16 protein-coding genes are annotated in these 22784 nt (G+C 72.5%); 8 read left to right on the forward strand and 8 right to left on the reverse strand.

All coding sequences use genetic code 11. The features are described 5' to 3' along the window. Window positions 1-47 precede the first annotated feature (47 nt). The 3 genes from AOK11_RS21310 (at window position 48) to rfbC (ending at window position 3622) form a co-directional block, all read left to right on the forward strand. Window positions 48-713: an SRPBCC family protein gene (locus tag AOK11_RS21310; protein ID WP_055595326.1), complete on the forward strand. Its 666-nt coding sequence runs from the start codon at window positions 48-50 to the stop codon at window positions 711-713. A gap of 359 nt (window positions 714-1072) precedes the next feature. Then, on the forward strand, window positions 1073-3010 hold the full coding sequence (locus AOK11_RS21315; protein ID WP_055595327.1) for a glycosyltransferase family 2 protein: 1938 nt from the start codon (window positions 1073-1075) through the stop codon (window positions 3008-3010). A 3-nt stretch (window positions 3011-3013) separates the two neighbouring features. Further along, complete coding sequence (rfbC, locus tag AOK11_RS21320; RefSeq protein WP_055595328.1) at window positions 3014-3622, forward strand: dTDP-4-dehydrorhamnose 3,5-epimerase; 609 nt, start codon at window positions 3014-3016, stop codon at window positions 3620-3622. Here rfbC and AOK11_RS21325 read toward each other — a convergent pair. The 6 genes from AOK11_RS21325 to AOK11_RS21350 form a co-directional block, all read right to left on the reverse strand. Further along, a complete protein-coding gene (locus AOK11_RS21325; RefSeq protein ID WP_055595329.1) occupies window positions 3612-4415 on the reverse strand; it encodes a class I SAM-dependent methyltransferase in 804 nt (267 codons plus the stop codon). The two genes, rfbC and AOK11_RS21325, sit on opposite strands and share 11 nt — an antisense overlap. Beyond that, window positions 4402-5289: a dTDP-4-dehydrorhamnose reductase gene (gene rfbD / locus AOK11_RS21330; protein ID WP_055595330.1), complete on the reverse strand. Its 888-nt coding sequence runs from the start codon at window positions 5287-5289 to the stop codon at window positions 4402-4404. Before rfbD ends, AOK11_RS21325 begins: the two co-directional genes overlap by 14 nt. Continuing rightward, window positions 5286-6275 carry a dTDP-glucose 4,6-dehydratase gene (rfbB, locus tag AOK11_RS21335; protein WP_055595331.1) on the reverse strand — a complete coding sequence of 330 codons (990 nt, stop codon included), beginning with the start codon at window positions 6273-6275 and terminating at the stop codon, window positions 5286-5288. The genes rfbD and rfbB overlap by 4 nt, the downstream gene beginning before the upstream one ends. Continuing rightward, window positions 6272-7339, reverse strand: a complete 1068-nt coding sequence (locus AOK11_RS21340; protein ID WP_055595332.1) for a glucose-1-phosphate thymidylyltransferase — start codon at window positions 7337-7339, stop codon at window positions 6272-6274. The genes rfbB and AOK11_RS21340 overlap by 4 nt, the downstream gene beginning before the upstream one ends. Window positions 7340-7697: 358 nt before the next feature. Beyond that, window positions 7698-10151 carry a SpoIIE family protein phosphatase gene (locus AOK11_RS21345; RefSeq protein ID WP_055595333.1) on the reverse strand — a complete coding sequence of 818 codons (2454 nt, stop codon included), beginning with the start codon at window positions 10149-10151 and terminating at the stop codon, window positions 7698-7700. A 447-nt stretch (window positions 10152-10598) separates the two neighbouring features. Beyond that, a complete protein-coding gene (locus AOK11_RS21350; RefSeq protein WP_055595334.1) occupies window positions 10599-11933 on the reverse strand; it encodes a S1 family peptidase in 1335 nt (444 codons plus the stop codon). A gap of 638 nt (window positions 11934-12571) precedes the next feature. On the opposite strand from AOK11_RS21350, the gene AOK11_RS21355 reads away from it, so the two are divergent. From AOK11_RS21355 to AOK11_RS21370, 4 genes are all read left to right on the forward strand, one after another. Next, a complete protein-coding gene (locus tag AOK11_RS21355; protein ID WP_055595335.1) occupies window positions 12572-12787 on the forward strand; it encodes a hypothetical protein in 216 nt (71 codons plus the stop codon). 180 nt (window positions 12788-12967) lie between these two features. After that, on the forward strand, window positions 12968-13774 hold the full coding sequence (locus AOK11_RS21360; protein ID WP_055595336.1) for a biotin/lipoyl-containing protein: 807 nt from the start codon (window positions 12968-12970) through the stop codon (window positions 13772-13774). Further along, window positions 13771-15996: an NHLP family bacteriocin export ABC transporter peptidase/permease/ATPase subunit gene (locus tag AOK11_RS21365; protein ID WP_055595337.1), complete on the forward strand. Its 2226-nt coding sequence runs from the start codon at window positions 13771-13773 to the stop codon at window positions 15994-15996. The genes AOK11_RS21360 and AOK11_RS21365 overlap by 4 nt, the downstream gene beginning before the upstream one ends. A 1-nt stretch (window position 15997) precedes the next feature. Further along, entirely contained in the window at window positions 15998-18826 is a 2829-nt protein-coding gene (locus AOK11_RS21370; protein ID WP_055595338.1) for an NHLP bacteriocin export ABC transporter permease/ATPase subunit, read from the forward strand. A gap of 177 nt (window positions 18827-19003) precedes the next feature. On the opposite strand, the gene AOK11_RS21375 is transcribed toward AOK11_RS21370, so the two are convergent. Beyond that, window positions 19004-19438: a subtilase-type protease inhibitor gene (locus tag AOK11_RS21375; protein WP_055595346.1), complete on the reverse strand. Its 435-nt coding sequence runs from the start codon at window positions 19436-19438 to the stop codon at window positions 19004-19006. Window positions 19439-19774: 336 nt separating this feature from the next. On the opposite strand from AOK11_RS21375, the gene AOK11_RS21380 reads away from it, so the two are divergent. Next, entirely contained in the window at window positions 19775-20944 is a 1170-nt protein-coding gene (locus tag AOK11_RS21380; protein ID WP_055595339.1) for an alpha-hydroxy-acid oxidizing protein, read from the forward strand. A 23-nt stretch (window positions 20945-20967) separates the two neighbouring features. Here AOK11_RS21380 and AOK11_RS21385 read toward each other — a convergent pair whose 3' ends face one another. After that, the gene (locus tag AOK11_RS21385) at window positions 20968-22596 is read right to left on the reverse strand and encodes an RICIN domain-containing protein (RefSeq protein ID WP_055595340.1); all 1629 of its coding nucleotides are present in this window, start codon (window positions 22594-22596) and stop codon (window positions 20968-20970) included. Between the last annotated feature and the right edge of the window lie 188 nt (window positions 22597-22784).

A 22784-nucleotide genomic window follows, 5' to 3' on the forward strand; every position in this document is an offset into this window, starting at 1 on the left:
TGCCCCCTTTCCTGGTCACCCGAGAACCGAACCGCGAGGTGGAAGACATGGAACTGCATCACGAGTTCACCGTTCCCGTCCCGGTCGACGACGCCTGGCCGGCGCTCCTCGACATCGAACGGGTCGCACCGTGCCTGCCGGGGGCCACCGTCGAGGAGTACGACGGCAAGACGGTGACCGGCTCGGTCAAGGTCAAGGTGGGGCCGGTCACCGTGACCTACCGGGGGACGGCCGTCTTCGAGGAACGGGACGAGACGGCCCACCGGATGGTGCTGGTCGCCAGCGGCCGGGAGACCAGGGGCCAGGGCACCGCGCGGGCGACCGTCACGGCGACGCTCGGCGAGCAGGACGGCGGCACGGCGGTGTCGGTGCGTACCGACCTGACGGTGACCGGGCGGCCGGCGCAGTTCGGTCGCGGGGTGCTGGCGGAGGTCGGCGAGCGGATCATCGGCCGGTTCGCCGCCTGCCTCTCCGAACAGCTGACGCAGCCGCCCGGCACGGCCGGAGAGACCGGGGCGGCCGCTACGTCGGAGGCGGCTGTCGCGACGGGTGCGCCGCAGGCCGTCCGGCGTGCCGAGGCCCCGCCGGAAGAGCCCCTCGACCTGCTGCGCACCGCCGGTCTGCCGGTCGCCAAGCGGGCCGCCGCGGCGCTTGCGGGCGCCGTCGTCCTGGGCCTGCTGGTCGCACGGCTCCGCAGGCGGTGCCGCACCTGATATCAGGGTCGACAAATAGATACAAAAGGTATGTGTGAACCGTACCGATGCGGGTAATCGGCCCCGTAGCACCTCCGAGCACGGAAGGAGGTCCGTGAAAAGCGCATCTACTCGCAGTGTCCGGACCGCTTCCACCGACACGAGGCGGTCCGGTCCTCCGAGCGTCGGCCCTTCAAGAGCTGATCACTCCTCACATACCCTTTTCCGTACGCCGATCGACCCGGCGTGCGAAGGACGATCACGGCACGGTCTCGACGGCGTTTGAAAGGCGGGACCGGGGTGACCACGGGGTTACGATCGGGCAACGCGCACCAAGCCGCCCGTCCGACGGCAAGCGACCCGAAGGGCCACACATCCAGATGCCGGTCAAGGTCAGCGTCATCGTCCCCGTGTACAACCCGGGGACCTACATCGAGGACTGCGTCTCCTCGCTGCGACGGCAGTCCCTGCCTCCCGAAGAGTACGAGGCGATCTTCGTCGACGACGGCTCCACCGACGGGACTCCCGCACGGCTCGACCGGCTGGCCGCCGAGGACCCCCGGATGCGGGTGATCCACCAGGAGAACTCCGGCTGGTCCGGCAAGCCGCGCAACGTCGGGATCGCCGCCGCCCGGGGCGAGTTCGTGATGTTCGTCGACAACGACGACTACCTGGGCGTCGAGGCCCTGGAGCGGATGTACGCGTACGGGGTCGCCAACGGCGCGGATGTCGTCGTGGGCAAGATGGCCGGCAAGAACCGCAGTGTGCCGGTGGAACTGTTCCGCCGCAACCATCCGCGGGCCACTGTGGAGAACGCTCCGCTGATCGACAGCCTCACCCCGCACAAGATGTTCCGCCGGGCGTTCCTCGACGAGATCGGGCTGCGGTTCCCCGAGGGGCGGCGGCGCCTGGAGGACCACGTCTTCGTCACCGAGGCGTATCTGCGCGCGGCCAACGTCTCCGTCCTCAGCGACTACGTCTGCTACTACCACATCCGGCGCGACGACGCCTCCAACGCCGGTTTCCAGCGCTTCGACCCGGTGGGCTACTTCACCAACCTCCGCGAGGCGCTCGACGTGGTCGAGCGCTACACAGAGCCCGGCCCGGTGCGTGACCGACTGTTCCGCCGCTGGCTGCGGGTGGAGATGGTGGAACGGCTGCGCGCCAAGCGACTGCTGGGCCTGCCGGACGACTACCGCAGAGAGCTGTTCGGGGAGATCCACAAGGTGGTGGTCGAGCGGTTCGGGCCCGCCGTCGCGGCCGGGCTGCAGCCGACGCAGCAGGTCGTCGCCTCGCTGACGGCGGCGGACCGTTACGACGACGTGGTGGCGCTCGCCGAGTGGGAGGCGGGGGTCGTGCCGGCCGCGGCGCCCACGAGCGTGGAGTGGGAGGGCGGTTCGCTGCGCCTCGGCTTCACCGCCGAATACGCCTCCGGGGGCGCGCCGATGACGTTCCCCGCCGCTGCCGACCGTGCCCCGCTGACCGATACGCCGAAGAACGTGGAGGAGGCGGTGGCGTGGATCGGAACGGAGACCGTGGCCCGCTTCGACCAGGCCACCGCCGATCTGCTGCTGCGTGAACGCGCCAGCTCCGCCCAGTACTTCCAGCCCGTGGAGTTCACCCGGGAGACGGTTGCGGTCGACGGCGGGGAGCGGGTGCGGCTGATGCTGCGGGCCACGGCCACGGTCGACCCGGCCGTGCTGCCGGGTGACGGGGCCTGGGACGCCGTCGTACGGCTCAAGCTGGGCGGCTGGACCAAGGAGTGCCGCCTGGGTCCGGCCCCGCGCGCCACCCGCCCGGAACCGTACGCGGGGGTGACGGCGGGCCGGGCGGTCCTGCCGTACTGGACGGAGCCGCACGGCAACCTCTCCCTGGACGTCGGGGTGAAGGGCAGACGGCTCGGCCTCGGTCAGGTGCGGCGGCCGGACGTCTCGGTGTCCGGGGCGCGCCTGCACGCCCGGATTCCGCTGCACACGGCGGACGGCACTGCGGTGCGGCTCCGGTTCACCTCCGCGGGCCGGACCCTGTACGCGCCGGGCGCGCTGACGGCCGAGCCGGAACGGCCGGGGTCGCGGCTGGAGGCGACGCTGCCCCCGGGTCTTCCCCGCGGTGTCTGGCGGGTGGCGCTCTGTCTGGACCCGGAGGCCGCCGAACCGCGGTTCGGCGGGCTGCCGTTCGCGCTCCGCGTCGGCCGGGGCGGGGTGCTGGTGGTGCAGGTTCCGCGCCCCGGTACCGGAGAGAAGCTGCTGCGCAGGGCGCGGCGGGTGCTCGGCGCCGCCCGTGCGAGGGTGGCGCCGCTGATCAAGGGGAGGCGGTGACCGGTGCGCGCACTGGACCTGGAGGGTGCCTGGGTACTGGAGCCCAAGGTGTTCCCGGACGACCGGGGCAGTTTCCACGAGTGGTTCCGCGGTGAGGATTTCCGCGAGGCGACGGGGTACGACCTGTCGCTGGCGCAGGCCAACTGCTCGGTGTCGCGCCGCGGCGTGCTGCGCGGGGTGCATTTCGCGGACGTGCCGCCCGGCCAGGCCAAGTACGTGACCTGTGTGCGCGGCGCGGTGCTCGACGTGGTGGTGGACCTGCGGGTGGGGTCACCGGCGTACGGGAGCTGGGAGGCCGTGCGGCTGGACGACGACAGCCGGCACGCGGTGTTCCTCGCCGAGGGACTGGGGCACGCTTTCATGGCGCTCACCGACGACGCGACGGTGGTGTACCTGTGCTCGACGGGTTACGCGCCGGGCCGCGAGCACGGGGTGCACCCGCTGGACCCGGCCCTGGGCATCGAATGGCCGCAGGGCATCGACCCGGTGCTGTCGCCGAAGGACGAGCAGGCGCCGACACTGGCCGAGGCGGAGCGCCTCGGCCTGCTGCCGTCGTACGAGGCCTGCCGCGCACGCTACGAGGAGCTGCGCGGCAGGGGGCTCAGCGGCTGACGCCGACCTGGTCGAGCGCGCGGCGCAGGGGCTCCCAGCCCAGGCGCCGCGGCAGACCGCGGTTGCGGGCCTGGGTGAGCGGACGCCAGAAGCCGGCCTCGAGCAGCGCCTCGGGGGGCACCGCGCCGGCCCGCTCCAGGATCGTCTCGGGCACCTTCTGCGGGTCGGGCACCTTGTACTCGGCCATGATCTCGTCGTACTTGTCGTGCAGCACGGTGTTGTCCGGGTCTGCACCGAAGACCACGAGCTGGCCGGTGGGCTGGGTGTCGACGAGAACCGTCACCAGATCGGGGCGGTAGCGCGCCAGCACCTCGGTGATCTTGTAGACGTCGCCGGTCCAGGCCGTGGTGTGGCGGTCCCGGGCGGCCTCGTCGACGCTGCGCGGCAGCATGTCGTCGAGGACGATCACGCTGGACCAGTCGGAGTGCTTCTCGACGTTCATGAAGTCGCGCAGGGCGTATTCGAACAGGTGCATGCCGTCGATGAAGGACAGGTCGAGCGTGGTGCGCCGCCAGTGCCCGATGGGGCTGCGGCCGCGGCGGAGGTTGCGCAGCGGGTGCCGGCCGCCCTTGAGGTGGGCCAGCGGGTTGTCGCGGGCGAAGAAGTCGTCACTGGTGGCCTTGACCAGGTGGACGTCGCACTTCAGTTCCGAGACGACCTTGAAGGCGGGGTCGACCGCGATGCTGGGGACGCGTGACAGGCGCAGGCTGCGGCCGTCGTTGACGCCGATCTCCAGGTAGTTGCGGTTGGCGCTGGCCTTGTGCAGTGCGCGCAGGAACTCATGGCGTTTCACGAAGGGGACTCTCCTTGCGGATGCGGGGCAGTGCTTCGTGCAGGGCGACGCGCCAGTCACGCGGTGCCGGCAGGCCGATGTCCTGCCAGCGGTCGTGCGCGAGGACGCTGTACGCGGGGCGCGGTGCGGGCCGGGGAAAGGCCGCTCCGGTGGTGGGCCGCACCCGGTCGGGGTCGGCGCCGATCAGCCGGAACACCTCCCGGGCCAGGTCGTACCAGGTGGCCTCGCCGGAGCTGGTGGCGTGCAGGACGCCGTGCACGTCGTCGCCGACGCGGGGGCCGAGGTCGGCCATGCGGGCGGCGACGTCCGCGCTCCAGGTGGGCTGCCCGCGCTGGTCGTCGACGACGTCGACGGTGGGACGGCGGGCCTCGAGACCGATCATCGTCCGCACGAAGCTGGTGCCGTGGACTCCGTACAGCCAGGCGGTGCGCACGACGGCGCTCGCGCCGGGCAGCTCCTCCAGCACGGCGTGCTCGCCGGCCAGCTTGGAGCGGCCGTAGGCGGTGCGCGGGGCGGTCGGGTGGTCCTCGGGATAGGGGGTGGCGCGGGCGTCGCCGGAGAAGACGTAGTCGGTGGAGACGTGGATCAGCCGGGCGCCGTGCGCGGCGCAGGCGCGGGCCAGCAGGCGCGGTCCGTCGCCGTTGATCAGGGTGGCGCGCTCCTCGTCGGTCTCGGCGTCGTCGACGGCGGTGTAAGCGGCGCAGTTGACCACGATGCCGGGGCGGTGCTCGGACAGCGCGCGCTCGACGGCCTCGGCCCGGGTGATGTCGAGGGCGGCCCGGTCGAGGCCGGTCACCTGCTCGCCGCGCCGGGTCAGTTCGTCGACGGTGTCCCGGCCGAGCATCCCGCCCGCTCCGGTGACCAGCCATTTCATGGCTTTCCTCCGCTGACGCGCTGCTTGAGCGGCTCCCACCAGGCACGGTTGTCGCGGTACCAGGCGACGGTCTCGGCGAGGCCGGTGGTGAAGTCGTGGCGGGGGCGGTAGCCGAGTTCGTCGCGGGCCTTGGTCCAGTCGACGGAGTAGCGCAGGTCGTGGCCCTTGCGGTCCTCGACGTGCTCGACCCGGTCCCACCCGGCGCCGCAGGCTTCGAGGAGGAGGCCGGTGAGGTCCTTGTTGGTGAGTTCGGTGCCGCCGCCGAGGTTGTAGACCTCGCCGGCCCTGCCCCGGGTCCGCACGAGGTCGATGCCGGCGCAGTGGTCGTCGACGTACAGCCAGTCGCGGACGTTGAGGCCGTCGCCGTAGAGCGGGACCTTCGCTCCGTCGAGGAGGTTGGTGACGAAGAGCGGGATCACCTTCTCGGGGAACTGGTGCGGGCCGTAGTTGTTGGAGCAGCGGGTGACGCGGACGTCCAGGCCGTGGGTGCGGTGGTAGGCGAGGGCGAGCAGGTCGGAGGAGGCCTTGGAGGCGGAGTACGGGGAGCTGGGTTCGAGCGGGTACGCCTCGGTCGCCGAGCCCGACGCGATCGACCCGTAGACCTCGTCGGTGGAGACGTGCACGAAGGTGTCCACGCCGTGGCGCAGGGCGGCGTCGAGGAGGACCTGGGTGCCGAGCACGTTGGTGAGGACGAAGTCGGAGGCGGTGAGGATGGAGCGGTCGACGTGCGACTCGGCGGCGAAGTGGACCACCTGGTCCGCCTCGGCGGTCAGTTTGCTGACGAGATCGGCGTCACGGATGTCGCCGTGGACGAACTCCAGCCGGGGGTGGTCGAGTTCGAGGTTGTCGAGGGTGCCGGCGTAGGTGAGCGCGTCCAGCACCGTGATCCTCGGCGCGTCGGCGGCGTCGGGCGCGTCGGCGGCGAGCAGCGTACGGACGTAGCGGGAGCCGATGAAGCCGGCGGCTCCGGTGACGAGGAGGTTCATGTGTGGATCTGCACCTTGCTGTGGTCTCCGAGGACGAATCGGTGGGCACTGGGGACGCTGGGGGCCGGGGTCACCTCGACGTGGCGGCCGATCAGTGAGGACTCGATGCGGCGGACGCCGTCGATCGAGGAGTCCCGCAGCACGATGGAGAATTCGAGTTCGCTGTCGGTGATCCGGCAGTTCTCCGCGACGGAGGTGAAGGGTCCGACGTAGGAGTCGCTGACCACCGTGCCGGCGCCGATGACGGCGGGGCCGACGATGCGCGAGTTGCTGATGCGGGCCCCTTCCTCGACCACCACCCGGCCGATGGTCTCGGAGGCTTCGTCCACCTCGCCGTCGATCCGGCGCTCGATCCCCTCGAGGACCGACCGGTTGACCTCCAGCATGTCGACGACGTTGCCGGTGTCCTTCCAGTAGCCGTGGATGACCGTGCAGCGCACGTCGGCGCGGGAGTCGATCAGGTGCTGGATGGCGTGGGTGATCTCGAGTTCGCCGCGCCAGGAGGGCTTGACGGCGCGCACCGCGTCGTGGATGGCGGGGGTGAACAGGTAGACGCCGACCAGGGCGAGGTCGCTCTTGGGACGCTCGGGTTTCTCCTCGAGGCCGATCACCTGTCCGCTCGCGTCGAGCTCGGCGACGCCGAAGGAGCGGGGGTCGGCGACGTGGGTGAGCAGGATCTGGGCGTCGGGCCGGTGCCGGCGGAACTCGTCGACGAGTCCGGTGATGCCGCCGACGATGAAGTTGTCGCCGAGGTACATCACGAAGTCGTCGTCCCCGAGCCAGTCGCGGGCGATCAGCACGGCGTGGGCCAGCCCCAGGGGCCGTTCCTGGGGGATGTAGGTGATGCGCAGGCCGAACTTCGATCCGTCGCCCACCGCGTTCTCGATCTCCTCGGCCGTGTCGCCGACGATCATTCCGACGTCGGTGATGCCGGCGTCCGCGATCGATTCCAGCCCGTAGAAGAGCACGGGCTTGTTGGCCACGGGGACCAACTGTTTCGCCGAGGTGTGGGTGATCGGCCTCAGCCGGGTGCCGGCGCCGCCGGACAGCACGAGAGCCTTCATCTGCCTCACCCTAGTGGTGCGCGGCACATGGAACATCACTTGTTTTAACGGTTCATTACGAAATCCCCAACGAGACCCGTCCAGGCACGGTGTTTTCGGCCGATGACCACTGATTCGTGCCGCGCGGGGACGCCCGGCCCGTCCGTCGGGCACGTCGGCCCGTCCCGGGCCCGCGCGTCAACGCCCTTGCGCGGGCGGCGGGTTGCCTCGGTGCGGTCCAGGCAGGGCGGGTATGGATACGGAGGCGGACCGGGCCGGTGGCGGCGGGCCCGGGACCGGGACGCGCACGCGGCGGCGTGTCACCCGAAGGGATGACGGTCGTGTCGGGAGTGTTGTCGACGGCCGGAACCGCGCCTGCTCACCGGTGCGTGCCGAGTTCCGCCCACACCTGTTTGCCGCCGCTGACCGGCAGCGTCCCCCAGGCCGCCGACAGGGCCTCGACGAGCAGGATGCCGCGGCCGCCGGTGGCTTCCCAGCCGATGCTGTTCGGCTTGGCGGGACTGCGGGGCGATGCGTCGGCGACCGCGAGGCGGAGCCGGTCGCCGACGAGGGTGAGGTCGAGGCGGACCTGCCCCTCGGTGTGCACGAGCGCGTTGGTGACCAGTTCGGAAACGACGAGCAGGGCGGTGTCGAGGTCCTCGCTCACGCCCCAGGAGCGCAGGGTGCGCCGGGTGAAGCGGCGGGCGTGGCCGACGGCCTGCGGCACCCGCCACACCGTCCAGGTCTCCCGCAGCGGGCGCAGGGTCATGCCCTCGTAGCGCATCAGCAGCAGGGCGACGTCGTCACTGCGCGGGGCCCTGCCGAGCAGGCCGTCGGCGACCAGCCCCAGGTCGGCCGGGTCGGCGGTGGCCAGCCGGCGGGCGAGGTGGTCCATGCCCTCGTCGATGTCGGCCTCGACGGACTCGACCAGGCCGTCCGTGGTGAGGGCGACCACCGTGCCGGGCCGCAGCCTCAGGGGGCTCATCGGGAAGTCGGCCTGGGCCATGACGCCGAGCGGTGGTCCGCCCTCCGACTCCGCGATCTCGGTGCTGCCGTCCGGGTGGCGCAGCACCGGCGGCAGATGTCCGGCGCGTACGCACCAGCCGGAGCCCTGTTCCAGGTCGATCTCGACATAGCAGCAGGTGGCAAAGAGGTCGCTCTCCATGTCCACGAGCAGCCGGTTGGCGTGCGACACCACCACGTCGGGTGTGTGCCCCTCGACGGCGTAGGCGCGCAGCGCGGTGCGCATCTGCCCCATGAGGGTGGCGGCGCCGGCGCTGTGGCCCTGGACGTCGCCGATGACCAGGGCGACGTGGTTGTCGGGCAGCGGGATCACGTCGTACCAGTCGCCGCCGAGTTCGAGGCCCGCGGTGCTGGGCAGATAGCGGGCGACGGCGACCGCGCCGGGCAGCCGGGGCAGCCGGCGCGGCAGCAGCTGGCGCTGGAGCATGCCGACCAGTTCGTGCTCGGCGTCGAAGGCACGGGCCCGCATGAGGGCCTGTCCGGCGAGACCGGCGGCGGCGGTGAGCAGGGCACGCTCGTCGGCTCCGAAGTCGTGCGGGGCGTCCCAGCCGATGAGGCAGGCGCCGGCCGTCCGGTTGCCGGCGGACAGCGGCAGCATGGCGAGACCGCCCGGCCCGACCTCGGCGAGGGAGGTCTCCAGGGCGCTGTCCGCGGACCAGATCCGGGCCCGGCCCTCGCGCAGGACGGCGGCGAGGGTGGGCATGGTGCGCACGGGCGCGTCGGGCCACTCGGCGCGCCACTCGGCACGCCACAGGTCCGGCCAGGCGTCCGGTTCCGGCGGGTCGAGAACGACGACGACGAGCCGGTCGCCCTCCAGTTCGGCGACCGCGATCCGGTCGGCTCTGAGCGGCCCGCGCAGGGCCGCGACCACGGCCTTGCCGACCTCGCGGACGGTGACCGCCGCGGCGAGTGCGGTGGCCAGGCGCTGCACCCGGGCCACGTCGGTGACGTCGGCGCGCAGTGTGGAGGCGTCGGCGACGGAGCCCACCAGGCGGGCCGGCCGGCCCTCCCCTCCCTGCAGCAGCCGGCCGCGCAGTCTGAGCCACTTCGGCGGGCCGGCGGGCTGCTCGACCCGGAAATCCAGCTCGCGCTCGCCGATGGTCATGTGGTCGGACTCGACGACCGACATCACGGAAGGCAGGTCCTCCGGCACCGTCAGGCCCATGAGGGTCTCGACGCGGCCGTCGAAGTCGTCCGGGCCGAGGCCGAAGAGGCCCAGGATGTCGTCGCCCACCCGGACCCGTCCGGTGTCCATGGCGAGGACGAAGGCATCCGGCGCCGGTTCACCGTCACCGTCGGCCGTGGGCTGCTGCCCGGGGAGGACGACCGCGTCGGCGACGAGCCCGAGGCAGACGCGGTCGTCGGGGTCGAAGCCGCCGGGGCGCTCGCTGACGGCGAGCAGGCAGCCGCCGGCCCCGTGCCGCACGGGCAGGGCGGCGAGGGAGAAGTCGCGGGCCGGGACGCGCCGTGCCTGGGCCTGGGCGGCGAGTTCCTCGGGGCCGAGCCACACCGGCTGGCCGCCGCGTGCGGCCTCGGCGGCCGGGGAGTGCCCGGCGACGGAATAGCTGTCCCGCACCCCGCACAGGGTCCGCGGGACACCGGCCGACTCCACCAGGCATAGCTGCTCGCCGTCCTCACTGGGCGTGTACACGGCGACGAGGGCGGCGCCGGCGAAGACCAGGGCCTGCTCCAGGACCCTGCGCACCCGGTCCGGCGCCTCCGGCTCGGTGGTGATCGTCGCGAGGGCGCCTTCCGCGCGCAGCGTCCTCGTGCTGCGTCCCGCAGCGTCCTGACCGACCACGTTGGCCATTACAGCGCTTGTACGACACTTGCGCAGCCCCCCGCGGCATCACGCCGCCCTCCGGCGGGGCGGACAGCCGGCGGCGGGGCGATGCACGGCAGGGCTGCCGCGCCCGCCGTGCGCGACGCGCCCGCAGGGAGGAGAGCGGGTTTCCCGGGACCGGTGACGTGGCCGTGCGAGGAGGCGGCCGACGTGTCCGGGGGGCATCCGCCGCCTTCGGAGCCGGATCCGCCGGCCGCGCCGCCGGCAGCCAGGTGCTGCGCGCCTCGGCCGTCGGCGTGCGGGACGCCTGTGCGTATGGCGTGCCGCCGCCCCCGGTCCACCACGGTGTGCCGTGGTGGACCGGGGGCGGAGGTGGGCCCGGTCCGGCCGGCCCGTCTTCGGCCCGTCCTCGGCTGTGCCGGGGGCGTTCAGGGCTGGGGGCAGGAACGCCGGGGGGCCGTCGACGGGATCCGGTCAGTGGGTCTCGGTCAGGCCGTCGTCGCCCGCGCCGTCCTCGGCGCCCTGGCCGGCACCGTAACCGGTTCCGTCGTCCTGGCCCGCTTCCTCGCCGCCGACTTCGCCGGCCTGGTCGTCCGCACCGGCGCCCTCTCCTCCGGCCTCGCCGGCTCCGGCGTCCTCACCACCGGCCTCTTCGCCACCCGCCTGGTCGCCGGCTCCGGCGCCCGCGCCGGCCTCGCCGAGGGTCGCGCCGACCGCCGCCAGGGCGGTGGTGACCGGCTGGAAGAAGGTCTCGCCGCCGACGGTGCAGTCGCCGCTGCCGCCCGAGGTCAGACCGATCGCGAGACCGTCCTGGGTGAACATCGAGCCGCCGCTGTCACCGGGCTCGGCACAGACGTCGGTCTGGATGAGACCGGTGACCGTGCCCTCCGGGTAGTTCACCGTGGCGTCGAGTCCGAGGACCTGGCCGTCGGCGAGCCCGGTGGTGCTTCCCATCCGGAACACCTCCTGACCGACGGTGGCTTCCGCGGCCTCGGTGATCTGGACCGTCTGGCCGCCCACGTCGACGTCGCTCGGCGCCTCGGTGGCCGGGTCGTCGTACCGGACGAGTGCGAAGTCGCCCTCGCCGGGGAAGACCGCCTGGTCGACGGTGGCGATCGGCTGACCGTTCTGCGCGTCGGACCACTCGTCGGCCGCGACCGCGCAGTGACCTGCGGTCAGGAAGGCGGGCGCGCCGTCGTCCGCGGTGACGTTGAAGCCGAGCGAGCAGCGTGCGCCGCCGGAGAAGATCGCGTCCCCGCCCGAGGCGAAGGTCCTGAACGTGCCCTCGGACTTCTTGATGGTCGCCATGCCGGAGCCGAGGCCCTGCACGGTGGACTCCAGTCTGTCCCACTTCTCGCCGGTCACCGTGGAGTCGGCGGTGACCAGGATCTTGTTGGTGCGCGGGTCGACGGCCCACGAGGTGCCGGGGATGGTGGCCTCGGTCTTCAGCGTCCGCTTGCCCTCGGCCAGTTCGGTCATGCTGTTGTCGACCTCGCGGACGGTCGCGCCCGCCTTCTTCGCCTGCACGATCACGTTGTTGTTGTCGCCGGGTACGACGTTGACGACGAGCTGCTGCTTGTCGCCGTCGTAGTAGGAGCCGGCGAACGCGTCGCCGAGGAGCCCGGCGAGCTGTGAGGCGAGGTCCGAGGCATCCGTCGCCTTGAGGGTCTTCGGCGCGGTCGCCGCGTCGCTCGACGCGCCGTCCTGTGACGCGTTGGCGTGGGGGAGCAGGATCACGGCGGCGCCGAGCGCCACCGCACCGCCCACCGCTATCGCGGCCTTGCGCTTCGGAATTCGCTTGTGACTCAAACTTCTCGACCTCCTGGGGGGACCGGAGTCGTGCCGCCGTCCGGCGGCTGTCGGGGGCGCCTGGATGGCTGTTGGTACGCACGGGTCCCGCCGGGCGTTCAAATCCGTTTGCGGTCAACCGGTTTGGGACACGGAATCGGCCGACCGGCGCGTCCGGCCCGGCATAGGGCGCCTCCCCCAGAGGCGACACGCACCGCGACCGGACACGCACGCTCCGTCCCTCCCGGGATGCGGAATCCCGGCTTCGGCGAATCTGCACATCGCATGCCCAGCCCGGTCACCGGAGCCGGGAGCCCTCCACAAGCCGGCCGTCCCACTCATGCCTTTGGGGCCGTTGTGCCGGATTCCCTCCCGAGGGGCGCAACCCGTAGGAGGGGGCGATGCGGTGACCCCTGTGAAGAAGTCGCCACCGGGCCGTTGCCCTGTCTGCACTCTTGGGCGTGACACGGCCACAAAGTGCCTGGTGAGGGGTTTGGCCGAGTGGAGGGCCGGAGCCGGGGCGTGCTTTGATCCATCGCACCGCAGGGCCGTTCCGGACACCCGGTGACGGGGGTCCGGTGCCCGCGGCCGCGGCCTTCGCTCTGTCCCCGGAGGGCCGCTCCCCCTTGTGACATATCCATACGAAGGGAAGTTCCATCATGAACTCCACCCCCCAGGTCGAGACCGTCGAGATCTCCGACGCCGAGCTCGACAACGTCTCCGGCGGCCTGTCCGTGAACGCCGTGAACACCCTCACGGGCGCGGTGGACGGCATCGCCCCGGTCTCCGGCCTGGTCGACACGGCCGTCGGCACCGTGGAGGGTGTGACCGGCCTGAACACCGCTCCGGTCACGAACCTGGTCGCCGGTCTCTGATCGCGCCCTTGCGCCGCCGAGCCCCGGAGCCGCCCCCCGGCTCCGGGGCTCGGCGTTGCCTCCGTCATGCCCCGCCGTCCTCGGCGGCCCTTCGCAGCCCGCCCCGGTCCTCGCAGTCCGTCCCGGTCCTCGCAGTCCGTCTCCGTCCTTCGCAGAGTTCACACAGGTGAGGGAAGAACCGTGCAGTTCCGCCAACAGGCCCTCGCCAAGCTCCAGTCGCCCGAGGAGCTCGACCTCCCGGTGCGCTTCGCCCGGCCGCAGGGCTGGCTCGTGCTCGCCGTGACCGTGGTCGCCATGGCCGCCGCCTCGGTGTGGGCGGTGACCGGATCGGTGACCTCCACGGTGACCGCACCCGCCGTCCTGACGCACGGGCAGGGCAGTTACGTACTGCAGAGCCCGGTCGCCGGCCAGGTCACCGCGGTCCTCGTGAAGCAGGGCGAGCGGCTGCCCGCCGAATCCCCCGTCCTCGAAATCCGTACCGAGCGGGGTGACACGGTCGTCCGGACCCTCGACGCGGGCCGGGTCACCACGCTCGCCGCCGACGTCGGGCAGATCATCCGGACCGGCGCGGACGTCGCCGCCGTGGAGAAGGTCTCCGGGTCCGACGACCCGTTGTACGCGACGGTGTACGTCCCCGCCGAGAGCGCGGCCGGCATCCCCGCGCGCGCGGCCGTCGATCTCACCGTGCAGTCGGTGCCGAGCCAGGAGTACGGGGTGCTGCGCGGCAGAGTGAAGTCGGTGGACCGCACCGGGCAGTCGGCCCGGCAGATCGCCGCCTTCCTCGGGGACGGTCAGCTGGGCGAACAGTTCACGGAGAGGGGCAGGCCGGTGGCCGTCACGGTCGAACTGGAGAAGTCGTCCGCCACGAAGAGCGGTTACACGTGGTCCTCGGCGGACGGCCCGCCGTTCCCCCTGACTTCGATGACCCTGGCCTCGGGCTCCGTCCGGCTGTCCGACGAACGCCCCGTCGACTGGCTGCTGCCATGACGACGACCCCCCAGGAGACCCGCGGCCGCCGGCGGGCCGCCCCGGCCCGGCGCAAGGTGCCCACGGCGCGCGGAAGAACCGTACGGACACCCACCGTGCTCCAGATGGAGGCCGTGGAGTGCGGCGCCGCCTCGCTGGCGATGGTGCTCGGCCACTACGGCCGCCATGTCCCGCTGGAGGAACTGCGGATCGCCTGCGGTGTCTCCCGGGACGGCTCCCGGGCCGGCAACCTGCTGAAGGCGGCCCGCAGTTACGGGCTGACCGCCAAGGGCATGCAGATGGACCTGGCCGCGCTCGCCGAGGTCGCGGCGCCGGCCATCCTCTTCTGGGAGTTCAACCACTACGTCGTCTACGACGGCATGGGCCGCCGGTTCGGACGGCGCGGAGTGTTCGTCAACGACCCGGGCAAGGGCCGCCGCTTCGTGCCGCTGGAGGAGTTCGACGGAAGTTTCACCGGTGTCGTCCTGGTCCTGGAACCCGGGCCGCAGTTCACCCGGGGCGGCCGCAGGCCGGGCGTCCTCGGCGCGATGCCGGCCCGGCTGCGCGGCACCGCGGGGACGATGCCCGCGGTGGTGCTGTCGAGCCTGCTGCTGGTGGCGGTCGGCGCGGCGGTCCCCGGGCTCAGCCGCACCTTCATCGACGAGTTCCTGATCGGCCGGCGGACGTCGATGCTGGGCGTGCTGTTCACGTCGATGGGTGCCTGCGTCCTGCTCACCCTGGTGCTGACCTGGCTCCAGCAGGCCAATCTGCTGCGCGGCCGGATCATCTCCTCCACCCTGTCCAGCGCCCGCTTCCTGCGGCATCTGCTGCGGCTGCCGGTGACGTTCTTCGGCCAGCGCAGTCCGGCGGACCTGGTGCAGCGGCTGCAGTCCAACGACGCCGTGGCCGAGACGCTGTCCCGCGACCTCTCGGCGGCCGGCGTGGACGTGGTGGTGGTCGTGCTGTACGCGGTGCTGCTGTACACGTACGACCCGCAGCTGACCTTCGTCGGGGTGGGGGTGGCGCTGCTGAACGTCCTGGCGATGCGGATCGTCATCCGGCTGCGCGCGACCCGTACGGCGAAACTGCGCGCGGACACCGCGCGGCTCACCAACACGGCGTACACCGGTCTGCAGCTGATCGAGACGATGAAGGCGACCGGCGGTGAGGACGGCTACTTCCGCAAGTGGGCGGGACAGCACGCCACCACGCTGGAGGAGCAGCAGCGGCTCGGGGTGCCGACCGCCTGGCTCGGCGTGGTCGCGCCGACGCTCGCCACCCTGAACAGCGCGCTGATCCTGTGGATCGGCGGCATGCGGGCGGTCGAGGGGCACATCACGGTCGGTCTGCTGGTCGCCTTCCAGGCGCTGGTCGCCCGGTTCACGGCACCGCTGACCCGGCTGAACGGGGTCGCGGGCCGCATCCAGGACTTCGCGGCCGACGTGGCCCGGCTGAAGGACGTGGAGAACTTCCGGGCCGACCCGCTCCACGACCGTGCCGGCGCCGGCGACTCGACGCGCCGGCTGCACGGGCATGTGGAGCTGCAGAACATCACCTTCGGCTACAACCCGCTGGACAAGCCGCTGCTGACCGGTTTCGACCTGACGGTCGGCCCCGGCCGGCAGGTGGCGCTGGTCGGCGGCTCCGGCAGCGGCAAGTCGACGGTGTCGCGCCTGATCTCGGGGCTGTACGCGCCCTGGGAAGGAGTGATCCGGATCGACGACCGGCGCATCGAGGACATTCCGCGCGGGGCGCTGGCCGCTTCCGTGTCCTTCGTCGACCAGGACGTGTTCCTCTTCGAGGGCACCGTCCGCGACAACGTGGCGCTGTGGGACCCGTCGATCCCGGACGAGGCGGTGGTGGAGGCGCTTCGCGACGCGGCCCTGTACGACGTGATCGCCCGCCGGCCCGGCGGCATCCACAGCCGGGTCGAGCAGGACGGCCGGAACTTCTCCGGCGGGCAGCGCCAGCGGCTGGAGATCGCGCGGGCGCTGGTGCGGCGGCCGAGCATCCTGGTCCTGGACGAGGTGACCAGCGCGCTGGACGCCGAGACCGAGCTGGTAGTGATGGACAACCTGCGCCGCCGCGGTTGTGCCTGTGTGGTGATCGCGCACCGGCTGAGCACGGTCCGGGACAGCGACGAGATCGTCGTCCTCGACCACGGCACGGTCGTGGAGCGCGGGCGGCACGAGGAGTTGGTGGCGCGCGGTGGCGCGTACGCCGCGCTGGTCAGGGAGCGCTGAGATGACGACGACCGTGCGGGAGGGGCACGGGGACGACCTCGTGCTGGGCGCCCTCGGGGCGCTGGGCACCCGGGTGGACTGTGCCGGGTTCGGCCGGCTGGACCTGACGGGGCCGCAGACTCTGTGGCTGATCGTCTCGGGCTCGGTGGACCTGTTCGCGGTCGACGCCGAGGAGCAGGGCCACTGGCACCATCTGGGCCGGCTGGAGGCGGGCTCGCTGCTGCTCGGTCCGGGGGCGGGGCCGCGGCACACGCTGGTGGCCCGCCCGCTGCGGGACTGCGTGGTGCACCGGATCGGCCTGCGCGAGCTGTACCGGGGGGCGGGCACCCAGACCTGGTCGTACGACGAGTACGGAACCCCGCAGTACGTCCCGCCGACGAGCAGCCCGCTGGAGTACGCCCTCGCCCTCGGTGTCGGCCGCAGTCTGTCGGTGCTGTTCCAGGCGCCGATGGCCACCGAGGGGACCGCCGCGCCCGGCGACGACGACGTGTTCTGGATGCAGGTGCCGCCGGGCAGTGTGCAGTACGGCTCGCTGTACGGGGCCGAGGCGGCGGCCGACCTGCTGATGGACCCCGCGTTGTGGCAGAGCCTGGTCGAGCAGCAGTACCGGCTGATGACCACGCTGGACCGCTGGATCGAGCAGCTCGAGCACACCCACGAGACGCGGACCGCGGAGGGCATCAGGGCCGGTGAGGCGGTCCGCGCCCAGGCCGACCGGACGCTGCTCGCCTCGATCGGCAAGCGGTCGTCGAAGGGGACGACCGCGGCCGACGCGGACGCCACGTACGCGGCCTGCAGGCTGGTCGCCGAGGCGGCCGGGATCCCGCTCGCCACGCCGGCCCGGTCGGGCACCGGCGGCGACCGTCTCGATCCGGTCGAGCGGATCGCCCTCGCGTCCCGGCTGCGCACGCGCGCCGTACGGCTGGACGGCCGCTGGTGGCGGGACGACGTCGGGCCGCTGGTGGGGCACCGGGCGCTGTCCGGGGCGCCGGTGGCGCTGCTGTGGCGGCGCGGCGGCTATGTCGCGGTGCATCCCGCGACGGGGCGCGAGACACCGGTGGAGAAGGCCAACGCCGCGGAGTTCGAGCCGCACGCGGTGATGTTCTACCGGCCGTTGCCCGAACGGCGGCTCGGTCCGCTGCGGCTGATGCGGTTCTGCATGGCGGGCACCCGGGGCGATCTGACCGGGCTGCTGCTCAGCGGGCTGGTGACCGTGGCGCTCGGGGCCCTTGTACCCCTCGCGACCGGGAAGGTGCTCGGTGAGTTCGTGCCGAAGGCGCAGACCGGGCTGATCGTGCAGGTGTGTCTCGCGGTGATCCTCAGCAGTGTGGTCGCCGCCGCCTTCATGCTGCTGCAGAACCTCACCCTGCTACGGCTGGAGGGCCGGGTGGAGGCCACGCTCCAGCCCGCCGTGTGGGACAGGCTGCTGCGACTGCCGACGTCGTTCTTCACCGAGCGTTCGACGGGCGAGCTGGCGAGCGCGGCCATGGGCATCAGCGCCATCCGCCGGCTGCTGGCCGGTGTCGGACCGACGGTCGCCCAGTCCGTCACCGTCGGCGCGGTGAACCTGGGGCTGCTGCTGTGGTTCAGCGTGCCGATGGCCCTGGCCGCGATCGGGATGCTGCTCGCCGTCGCCGCGGTGTTCACGGGGCTCGGACTGTGGCAGGTGCGGTGGCAGCGGCGCCTGGTGGTGCTCACCAACAAGCTGAACAACCAGGCCTTCCAGACGCTGCGCGGCCTGCCCAAGCTGCGGGTGGCGGCGGCGGAGAACTACGCGTACGGGGCGTGGGCGTCCGAGTTCGCCCGCAGCCGGGAGCTCCAGCAGAAGGCCGGCCGGATCAAGAATCTGACGGCGGTGCTGGGCGCGGTCTATCTGCCGCTGTGCACGCTGGCGATGTTCATGCTGCTGGCGGGTCCGGCGCGCGGTTCGATGACGGCGGCCGAGTTCCTCACCTTCAACACGTCGGTGACGATGGTGCTGACCTCGGTCACCCAGCTGACCGGCGCGTTCGTCTCCGGGGTGGCCGCGTTGCCACTGTTCGAGCAGATCCGGCCGGTGCTGGACGCAACGCCCGAGGTGCGGGCGGCCAGTACCCGGCCGGGCCCGCTGAGCGGGGCGATCGAGGCGCGGCGGGTGTCCTTCCGGTACTCGGACGACGGCCCGCTGGTCCTCGACGACGTCTCCTTCGAGGTCCGGCCGGGCGAGTTCGTGGCGGTCGTCGGCCCCAGCGGCTGCGGCAAGTCCACGCTGCTGCGGCTGCTCATCGGCTTCGACCGGCCGCTGTCGGGGAGTGTGCTGTACGACGGTCAGGACCTGGCCGCGCTCGACCGGTCGGCGGTGCGCCGCCAGTGCGGGGTGGTGCTCCAGCACGCCCAGCCGTTCACCGGCTCCGTCCTGGACGTCATCTGCGGCACCGAGCCGTACACGCCCGAGGAGGCGATGGCGGCGGCCGAGATGGCGGGGCTCGCCGAGGACATCAAACGGATGCCGATGGGACTGCACACCATCGTCTCGGGCAGCGGCGCGGTCTCCGGCGGCCAGCGGCAGCGGCTGATGATCGCCCAGGCGCTGATCCGCCGGCCGCGCATCCTCTTCTTCGACGAGGCGACCAGCGCCCTGGACAACGAGACGCAGCGCACGGTGATCGAGAGCACCAAGGCGCTCCGGGCGACCCGGGTCGTCATCGCCCACCGGCTGTCCACCGTGCTGGACGCGGACCGGGTGGTGGTGATGGAGGAGGGCAAGGTGGTCCAGCAGGGGCCTCCGGCCCGGCTGCTCGCCGAACCGGGCGGCCGGCTGCACGAGCTGGTGCGGCGTCAGTTGGCGTGACGCGGGCGGACACCGCGGCCACGGGCCCGGACACCCGCCCCCGGACACGCCGGAGGCCGGCGGGCGGCCCCACTCCGCCCGCCGGCCTCCCCTTGCGGGGCCGCACGTTCCGCGAGGAGGTCGGCACTCCCCAGTACCCGACCGCCACGCGGTCACGGGAACCGTGCGGTCCCGGTCTCAGAACGTGAGGACGCCCGAACCGTGGGCGTTCATCACGCACTCGTTGGCGAAGGTGCGCTCGTACGAGAGCCGCTGCCCCTGCCACACCCCGTCGACGGTGACGACGACCGGGTCGTACTGCTGGGTGCAGAACACGCCGTCTCTCACCGTGAGGGCCTGCAGATCGCCGTCCACCTCGGCCAGCTCCCCGCACGCCGCGGCCGCGGCCGGGTGGGTGCCGGAGGGGCCGGGGGCACAGGTCAGGGTGACCGCGCGCTCCGGTGTGACGGTCATGGCGCTCTCTCCGTGGCCCATGGTGAGCACCAGGGCCGACGGGGCGTAGAGCGCGGAGGGTGCGCCGCCCGGCGCGGCCGACGCGGCCCCGGACAGAGGTGCGCAGACGGCTGCGGCGGTCAGGCCGATGGTGGTGGCCCAGCGCGCGGTGTTCCGCATCGTGTGCATCCTTCCGCTCGTTTCGACGAGTCGCCGGCCCGTGCTCGGTGGTGCCGAACCGGCGAGCGGGAGTCTGCCGAGTCCGCCGCGGAAACACACGTCGACCGGGCCGCTTTCGGTAACATTGCGTATTGAATCAGTGGCGCGAAGTCACGGAATGCGCGAGCGCGAACCCAGCAACCGCACGGGCGGCGCTTGCGCGAAGTGGCCAGATGGCCGAATTCCCACTGTTACGCAATAGGCCTGAAACATTCCGTTTCCGTTCCCGACGGACCGTTCCGCGACGCCTTCTGTTCATGATTCAGTCGGCTGGACGAGGAGAGGTGGGGACGGCGTATGGCCGGGAACTGGGCGGACTTCCAGTACGAGATCTACCTGAACGGGATGACGGGTGCCGTGCCCCGGCTGCCCACGGACCTGACCCGGCTGGAGGAGCTGACCGAGCGGCGGCTCGGGCCGGGTCCGGTCGGTTATGTGGCGGGCAGCGCGGGCGACGGCAGTACCGCGCGCGCCAACCGGGCGGCTCTCGCCCGCCACCGGATCGTGCCGCGCATGCTGCGGGACGTGCACGAGCGTGATCTGTCGGTGGAGGTGCTCGGCCGCGCGCTGCCGGCGCCGCTCGCGCTGGCGCCGGTCGGGGTGCTGTCGCTGATGCACCCGGACGCCGAGCCGGCCGCGGCGCGGGCCGCCGCGGCGCAGGGTGTGCCGTTCGTGCTGTCCTCCGCGTCCAGCACGCCGATGGAGCAGGTCGCGGAGGCGATGGGTGACGCGGAGCGCTGGTTCCAGCTGTACTGGCCGAAGGACCCCGAGGTCGCCCGGAGCTTCCTGGGCCGGGCCGGGGCCGCCGGGTTCACGGCTTTGGTGGTCACCCTGGACACCCCCCTGCTGTCCTGGCGGCCGCGCGATCTGGATCAGGCCTTTCTGCCGTTCCTGCACGGGGTGGGTACCGCCAACTACTTCTCGGACCCCGCGTTCCGGGCCGGTCTGGCCAAGCCCGTGCACGAGGATCCGAACGCGGCGGTGATGCATTTCGTCGGCATGTTCTCCGACCCCGCCAAGACCTGGCCCGACCTCGCGTTCCTGCGGGAGAACTGGGACGGCCCGATCCTCCTCAAGGGTGTGCTGCACCCGGACGACGCCCGGCTCGCGGCCGATGCCGGGATGGACGGGGTGGTGGTGTCCAACCACGGCGGCCGTCAGGTGGCCGGGGCCGTCGCGGCGGCGGACGCGCTGCCCGGGGTGGTGGCCGCCGTCGGCGACCGGCTGACCGTGCTGTTCGACAGCGGTGTCCGCACCGGCGACGACGTCTTCAAGGCGCTCGCCCTCGGCGCGCGGGCCGTACTCGTCGGACGGCCGTACGTCTACGGGCTCGGCCTCGACGGGCAGGCGGGCGTCGAGCACGTGATCCGCTGCCTGCTCGCCGAGCTGGACCTGACCCTCGCCCTGTCCGGGCACGCCACCCCGGCCACGATCGGGCCCGGCGACCTCGTGGAGGGCACCGGCTGACCCGGCCGGGCACCGCGCGCCGTTCACACAACCGGCCCGGCCTGCTCCGGATGCCGTGCCGCCGGGGTGCGGGTGGGGCTGATCGACAGGGCCTTCTCGGCCGAGGCCACCGGCTCGGTCACCCAGCGCTGGTCCTCGGTCCGGTCCCGCACCCTGATGACGATGTCGGCGTTCGCATCGGGGGCGACCGGGGTGAGCGCCAGCCGTTCGTCCCAGCGGGGCAGCAACTCGCCCTGCCCGGTGAGGTCGTAGCGGACGTCGTCGGCGCGGTTCTCGCCGGCGTCGGCGCAGGTGGCGAGGACGACGACCCCGGCGTCCTTGTGCGCGTCCAGGCACAGGCCCGGGTCGGCCACGCTGCGCAGCAGTCCGTCCTCCTCGTAGGTCCACTGCTGGCTCAGCCCCGAGGAGCAGCCCGTGAGCCGGGCGCCGGCGCCGTCCTGGGGCTCGCCCCGGGTGTCGAGGCACAGGCCGGAGGCGACGTTGCGCAGGAGGGCCGGCTGCGGACCCGTGGGCAGTCCGGCCACGCCCGGCGGGGACTCGGTCGGTACGACCCCCCGGCCGCCCGCCGTGCTGGTGGCGCCGGTCGGGTCGGTGCCGCTGCCGTCGGGTGAGGAGCCCCCGGCGATGAGCACGCTCACCAGCACGCCGGCCGAGACGGCGCCGAGGCCGGTGAGCAGGGTCCTGGTGGAGCGCACGGCATCCGGGAGTCCGAGACCGGTGAGGCGGGCGGGAGCGGGGATCCGGGACAGCAGGCGATGCCGGCTGCCGCCCGACCGGTGTCCGCGGCGGGTGGTGCGGCCGCCGCGCGGGCCCGGGGTCGCCCGGCCGGGGCGCGAGTCGAGGTAGCGGCGGGCGCCCCAGCCGAGAACGGCCTCGGCGATGAGCGTGCCGAGCTCGCCCTCGAAATGGCTCAGCTGCTCGGCCGCGTTCCGGCAGTAGCGGCATTCCGCCAGGTGCTGCTGGACATCGGGGAGCAGGGTCCCGCCGCGGCGGATGGGGACGTCGAGGAGCCGGTTGTAGAACCGGCAGTCCTTCATCGGCGCGAGTTCCTGATGGGCGTGGACACAGCCCTGGCGGAAGGTGTCACGCGCCTGTTGGAGCGTTCCCGAGGCGACGGCGGGATCGATGCCGAGGAGGCCGGCCGGGACGGATACGGGTTCGGCCTCTACCTCGACGTGCCAGAGCACGCAGCGGGCGAGGGCGGGCAGGGACCGGAACGAGCGCTGGGCGAGCGTGCGGTTCTCCGGCGTCATCGTCCTGGCCGCGCGCATGCCGCGTCCGCCGGCCGGTTTCAGCAGCTCCGGCAGGGCACCGGCGGTCCGGTCGTCCGAAGCCCATTCCCGGACCGTGTCCCGTACGGCCACCAGCAGCACGGGGCGCAGGGCGACGGCCGGTTCGCCGAGGGCGACCCGGTTCAGTACGCGGTGCTGCGCCGCCGCGGTGACCATGGCGGCGGTCGGCCCCGACGAGGCGAGGCAGATGGTCGCGTAGTCGTGCACGGCCCGCCAGTGACGTGCCGCCAGCAGCGCGACGGAGTGGGTGGCTTCACCCTCCGGACTGCCTCGCAACCGTGCGGCGAGGGACTCGTCGGACTCCCCCGGGTCCCCTCCGGGAGGGGGATGAGGAGACCGGGAGGAATGAGGGGTGGGCACTGAGATGGTTCCTTCCCACACGCAGGTGACACAGAAGTTCTGACGCCGAAAAGGGAAGCCCCACGTGGTCCATACCTTTTTGGCGGCGTTGCGCGGGAGGGCGCGAATTCACCGACGGTGAAAGCGGACCCGGTTCATCAACGCGCGTGCAACCCCGGATTTTACCCCCTCACGGGGGGCTCACTCTC

This window comes from Streptomyces hirsutus, from assembly GCF_001418415.1.
GTDB classification, from domain to species: Bacteria; Actinomycetota; Actinomycetes; order Streptomycetales; family Streptomycetaceae; genus Streptomyces; species Streptomyces hirsutus.

What these genes read in the sequence shown, in the direction of transcription:
- AOK11_RS21310 (WP_055595326.1), top strand. Translation starts at nt 48, where the DNA reads ATGGAACTGCATCACGAGTTCACCGTTCCCGTCCCGGTCGACGACGCC.
- AOK11_RS21315 (WP_055595327.1), top strand. Translation starts at nt 1,073, where the DNA reads ATGCCGGTCAAGGTCAGCGTCATCGTCCCCGTGTACAACCCGGGGACC.
- rfbD (WP_055595330.1), bottom strand. Translation starts at nt 5,289, where the DNA reads ATGAAATGGCTGGTCACCGGAGCGGGCGGGATGCTCGGCCGGGACACC.
- rfbB (WP_055595331.1), bottom strand. Translation starts at nt 6,275, where the DNA reads ATGAACCTCCTCGTCACCGGAGCCGCCGGCTTCATCGGCTCCCGCTAC.
- AOK11_RS21340 (WP_055595332.1), bottom strand. Translation starts at nt 7,339, where the DNA reads ATGAAGGCTCTCGTGCTGTCCGGCGGCGCCGGCACCCGGCTGAGGCCG.
- AOK11_RS21345 (WP_055595333.1), bottom strand. Translation starts at nt 10,151, where the DNA reads ATGGCCAACGTGGTCGGTCAGGACGCTGCGGGACGCAGCACGAGGACG.
- AOK11_RS21355 (WP_055595335.1), top strand. Translation starts at nt 12,572, where the DNA reads ATGAACTCCACCCCCCAGGTCGAGACCGTCGAGATCTCCGACGCCGAG.
- AOK11_RS21365 (WP_055595337.1), top strand. Translation starts at nt 13,771, where the DNA reads ATGACGACGACCCCCCAGGAGACCCGCGGCCGCCGGCGGGCCGCCCCG.
- AOK11_RS21370 (WP_055595338.1), top strand. Translation starts at nt 15,998, where the DNA reads ATGACGACGACCGTGCGGGAGGGGCACGGGGACGACCTCGTGCTGGGC.
- AOK11_RS21375 (WP_055595346.1), bottom strand. Translation starts at nt 19,438, where the DNA reads ATGCGGAACACCGCGCGCTGGGCCACCACCATCGGCCTGACCGCCGCA.
- AOK11_RS21380 (WP_055595339.1), top strand. Translation starts at nt 19,775, where the DNA reads ATGGCCGGGAACTGGGCGGACTTCCAGTACGAGATCTACCTGAACGGG.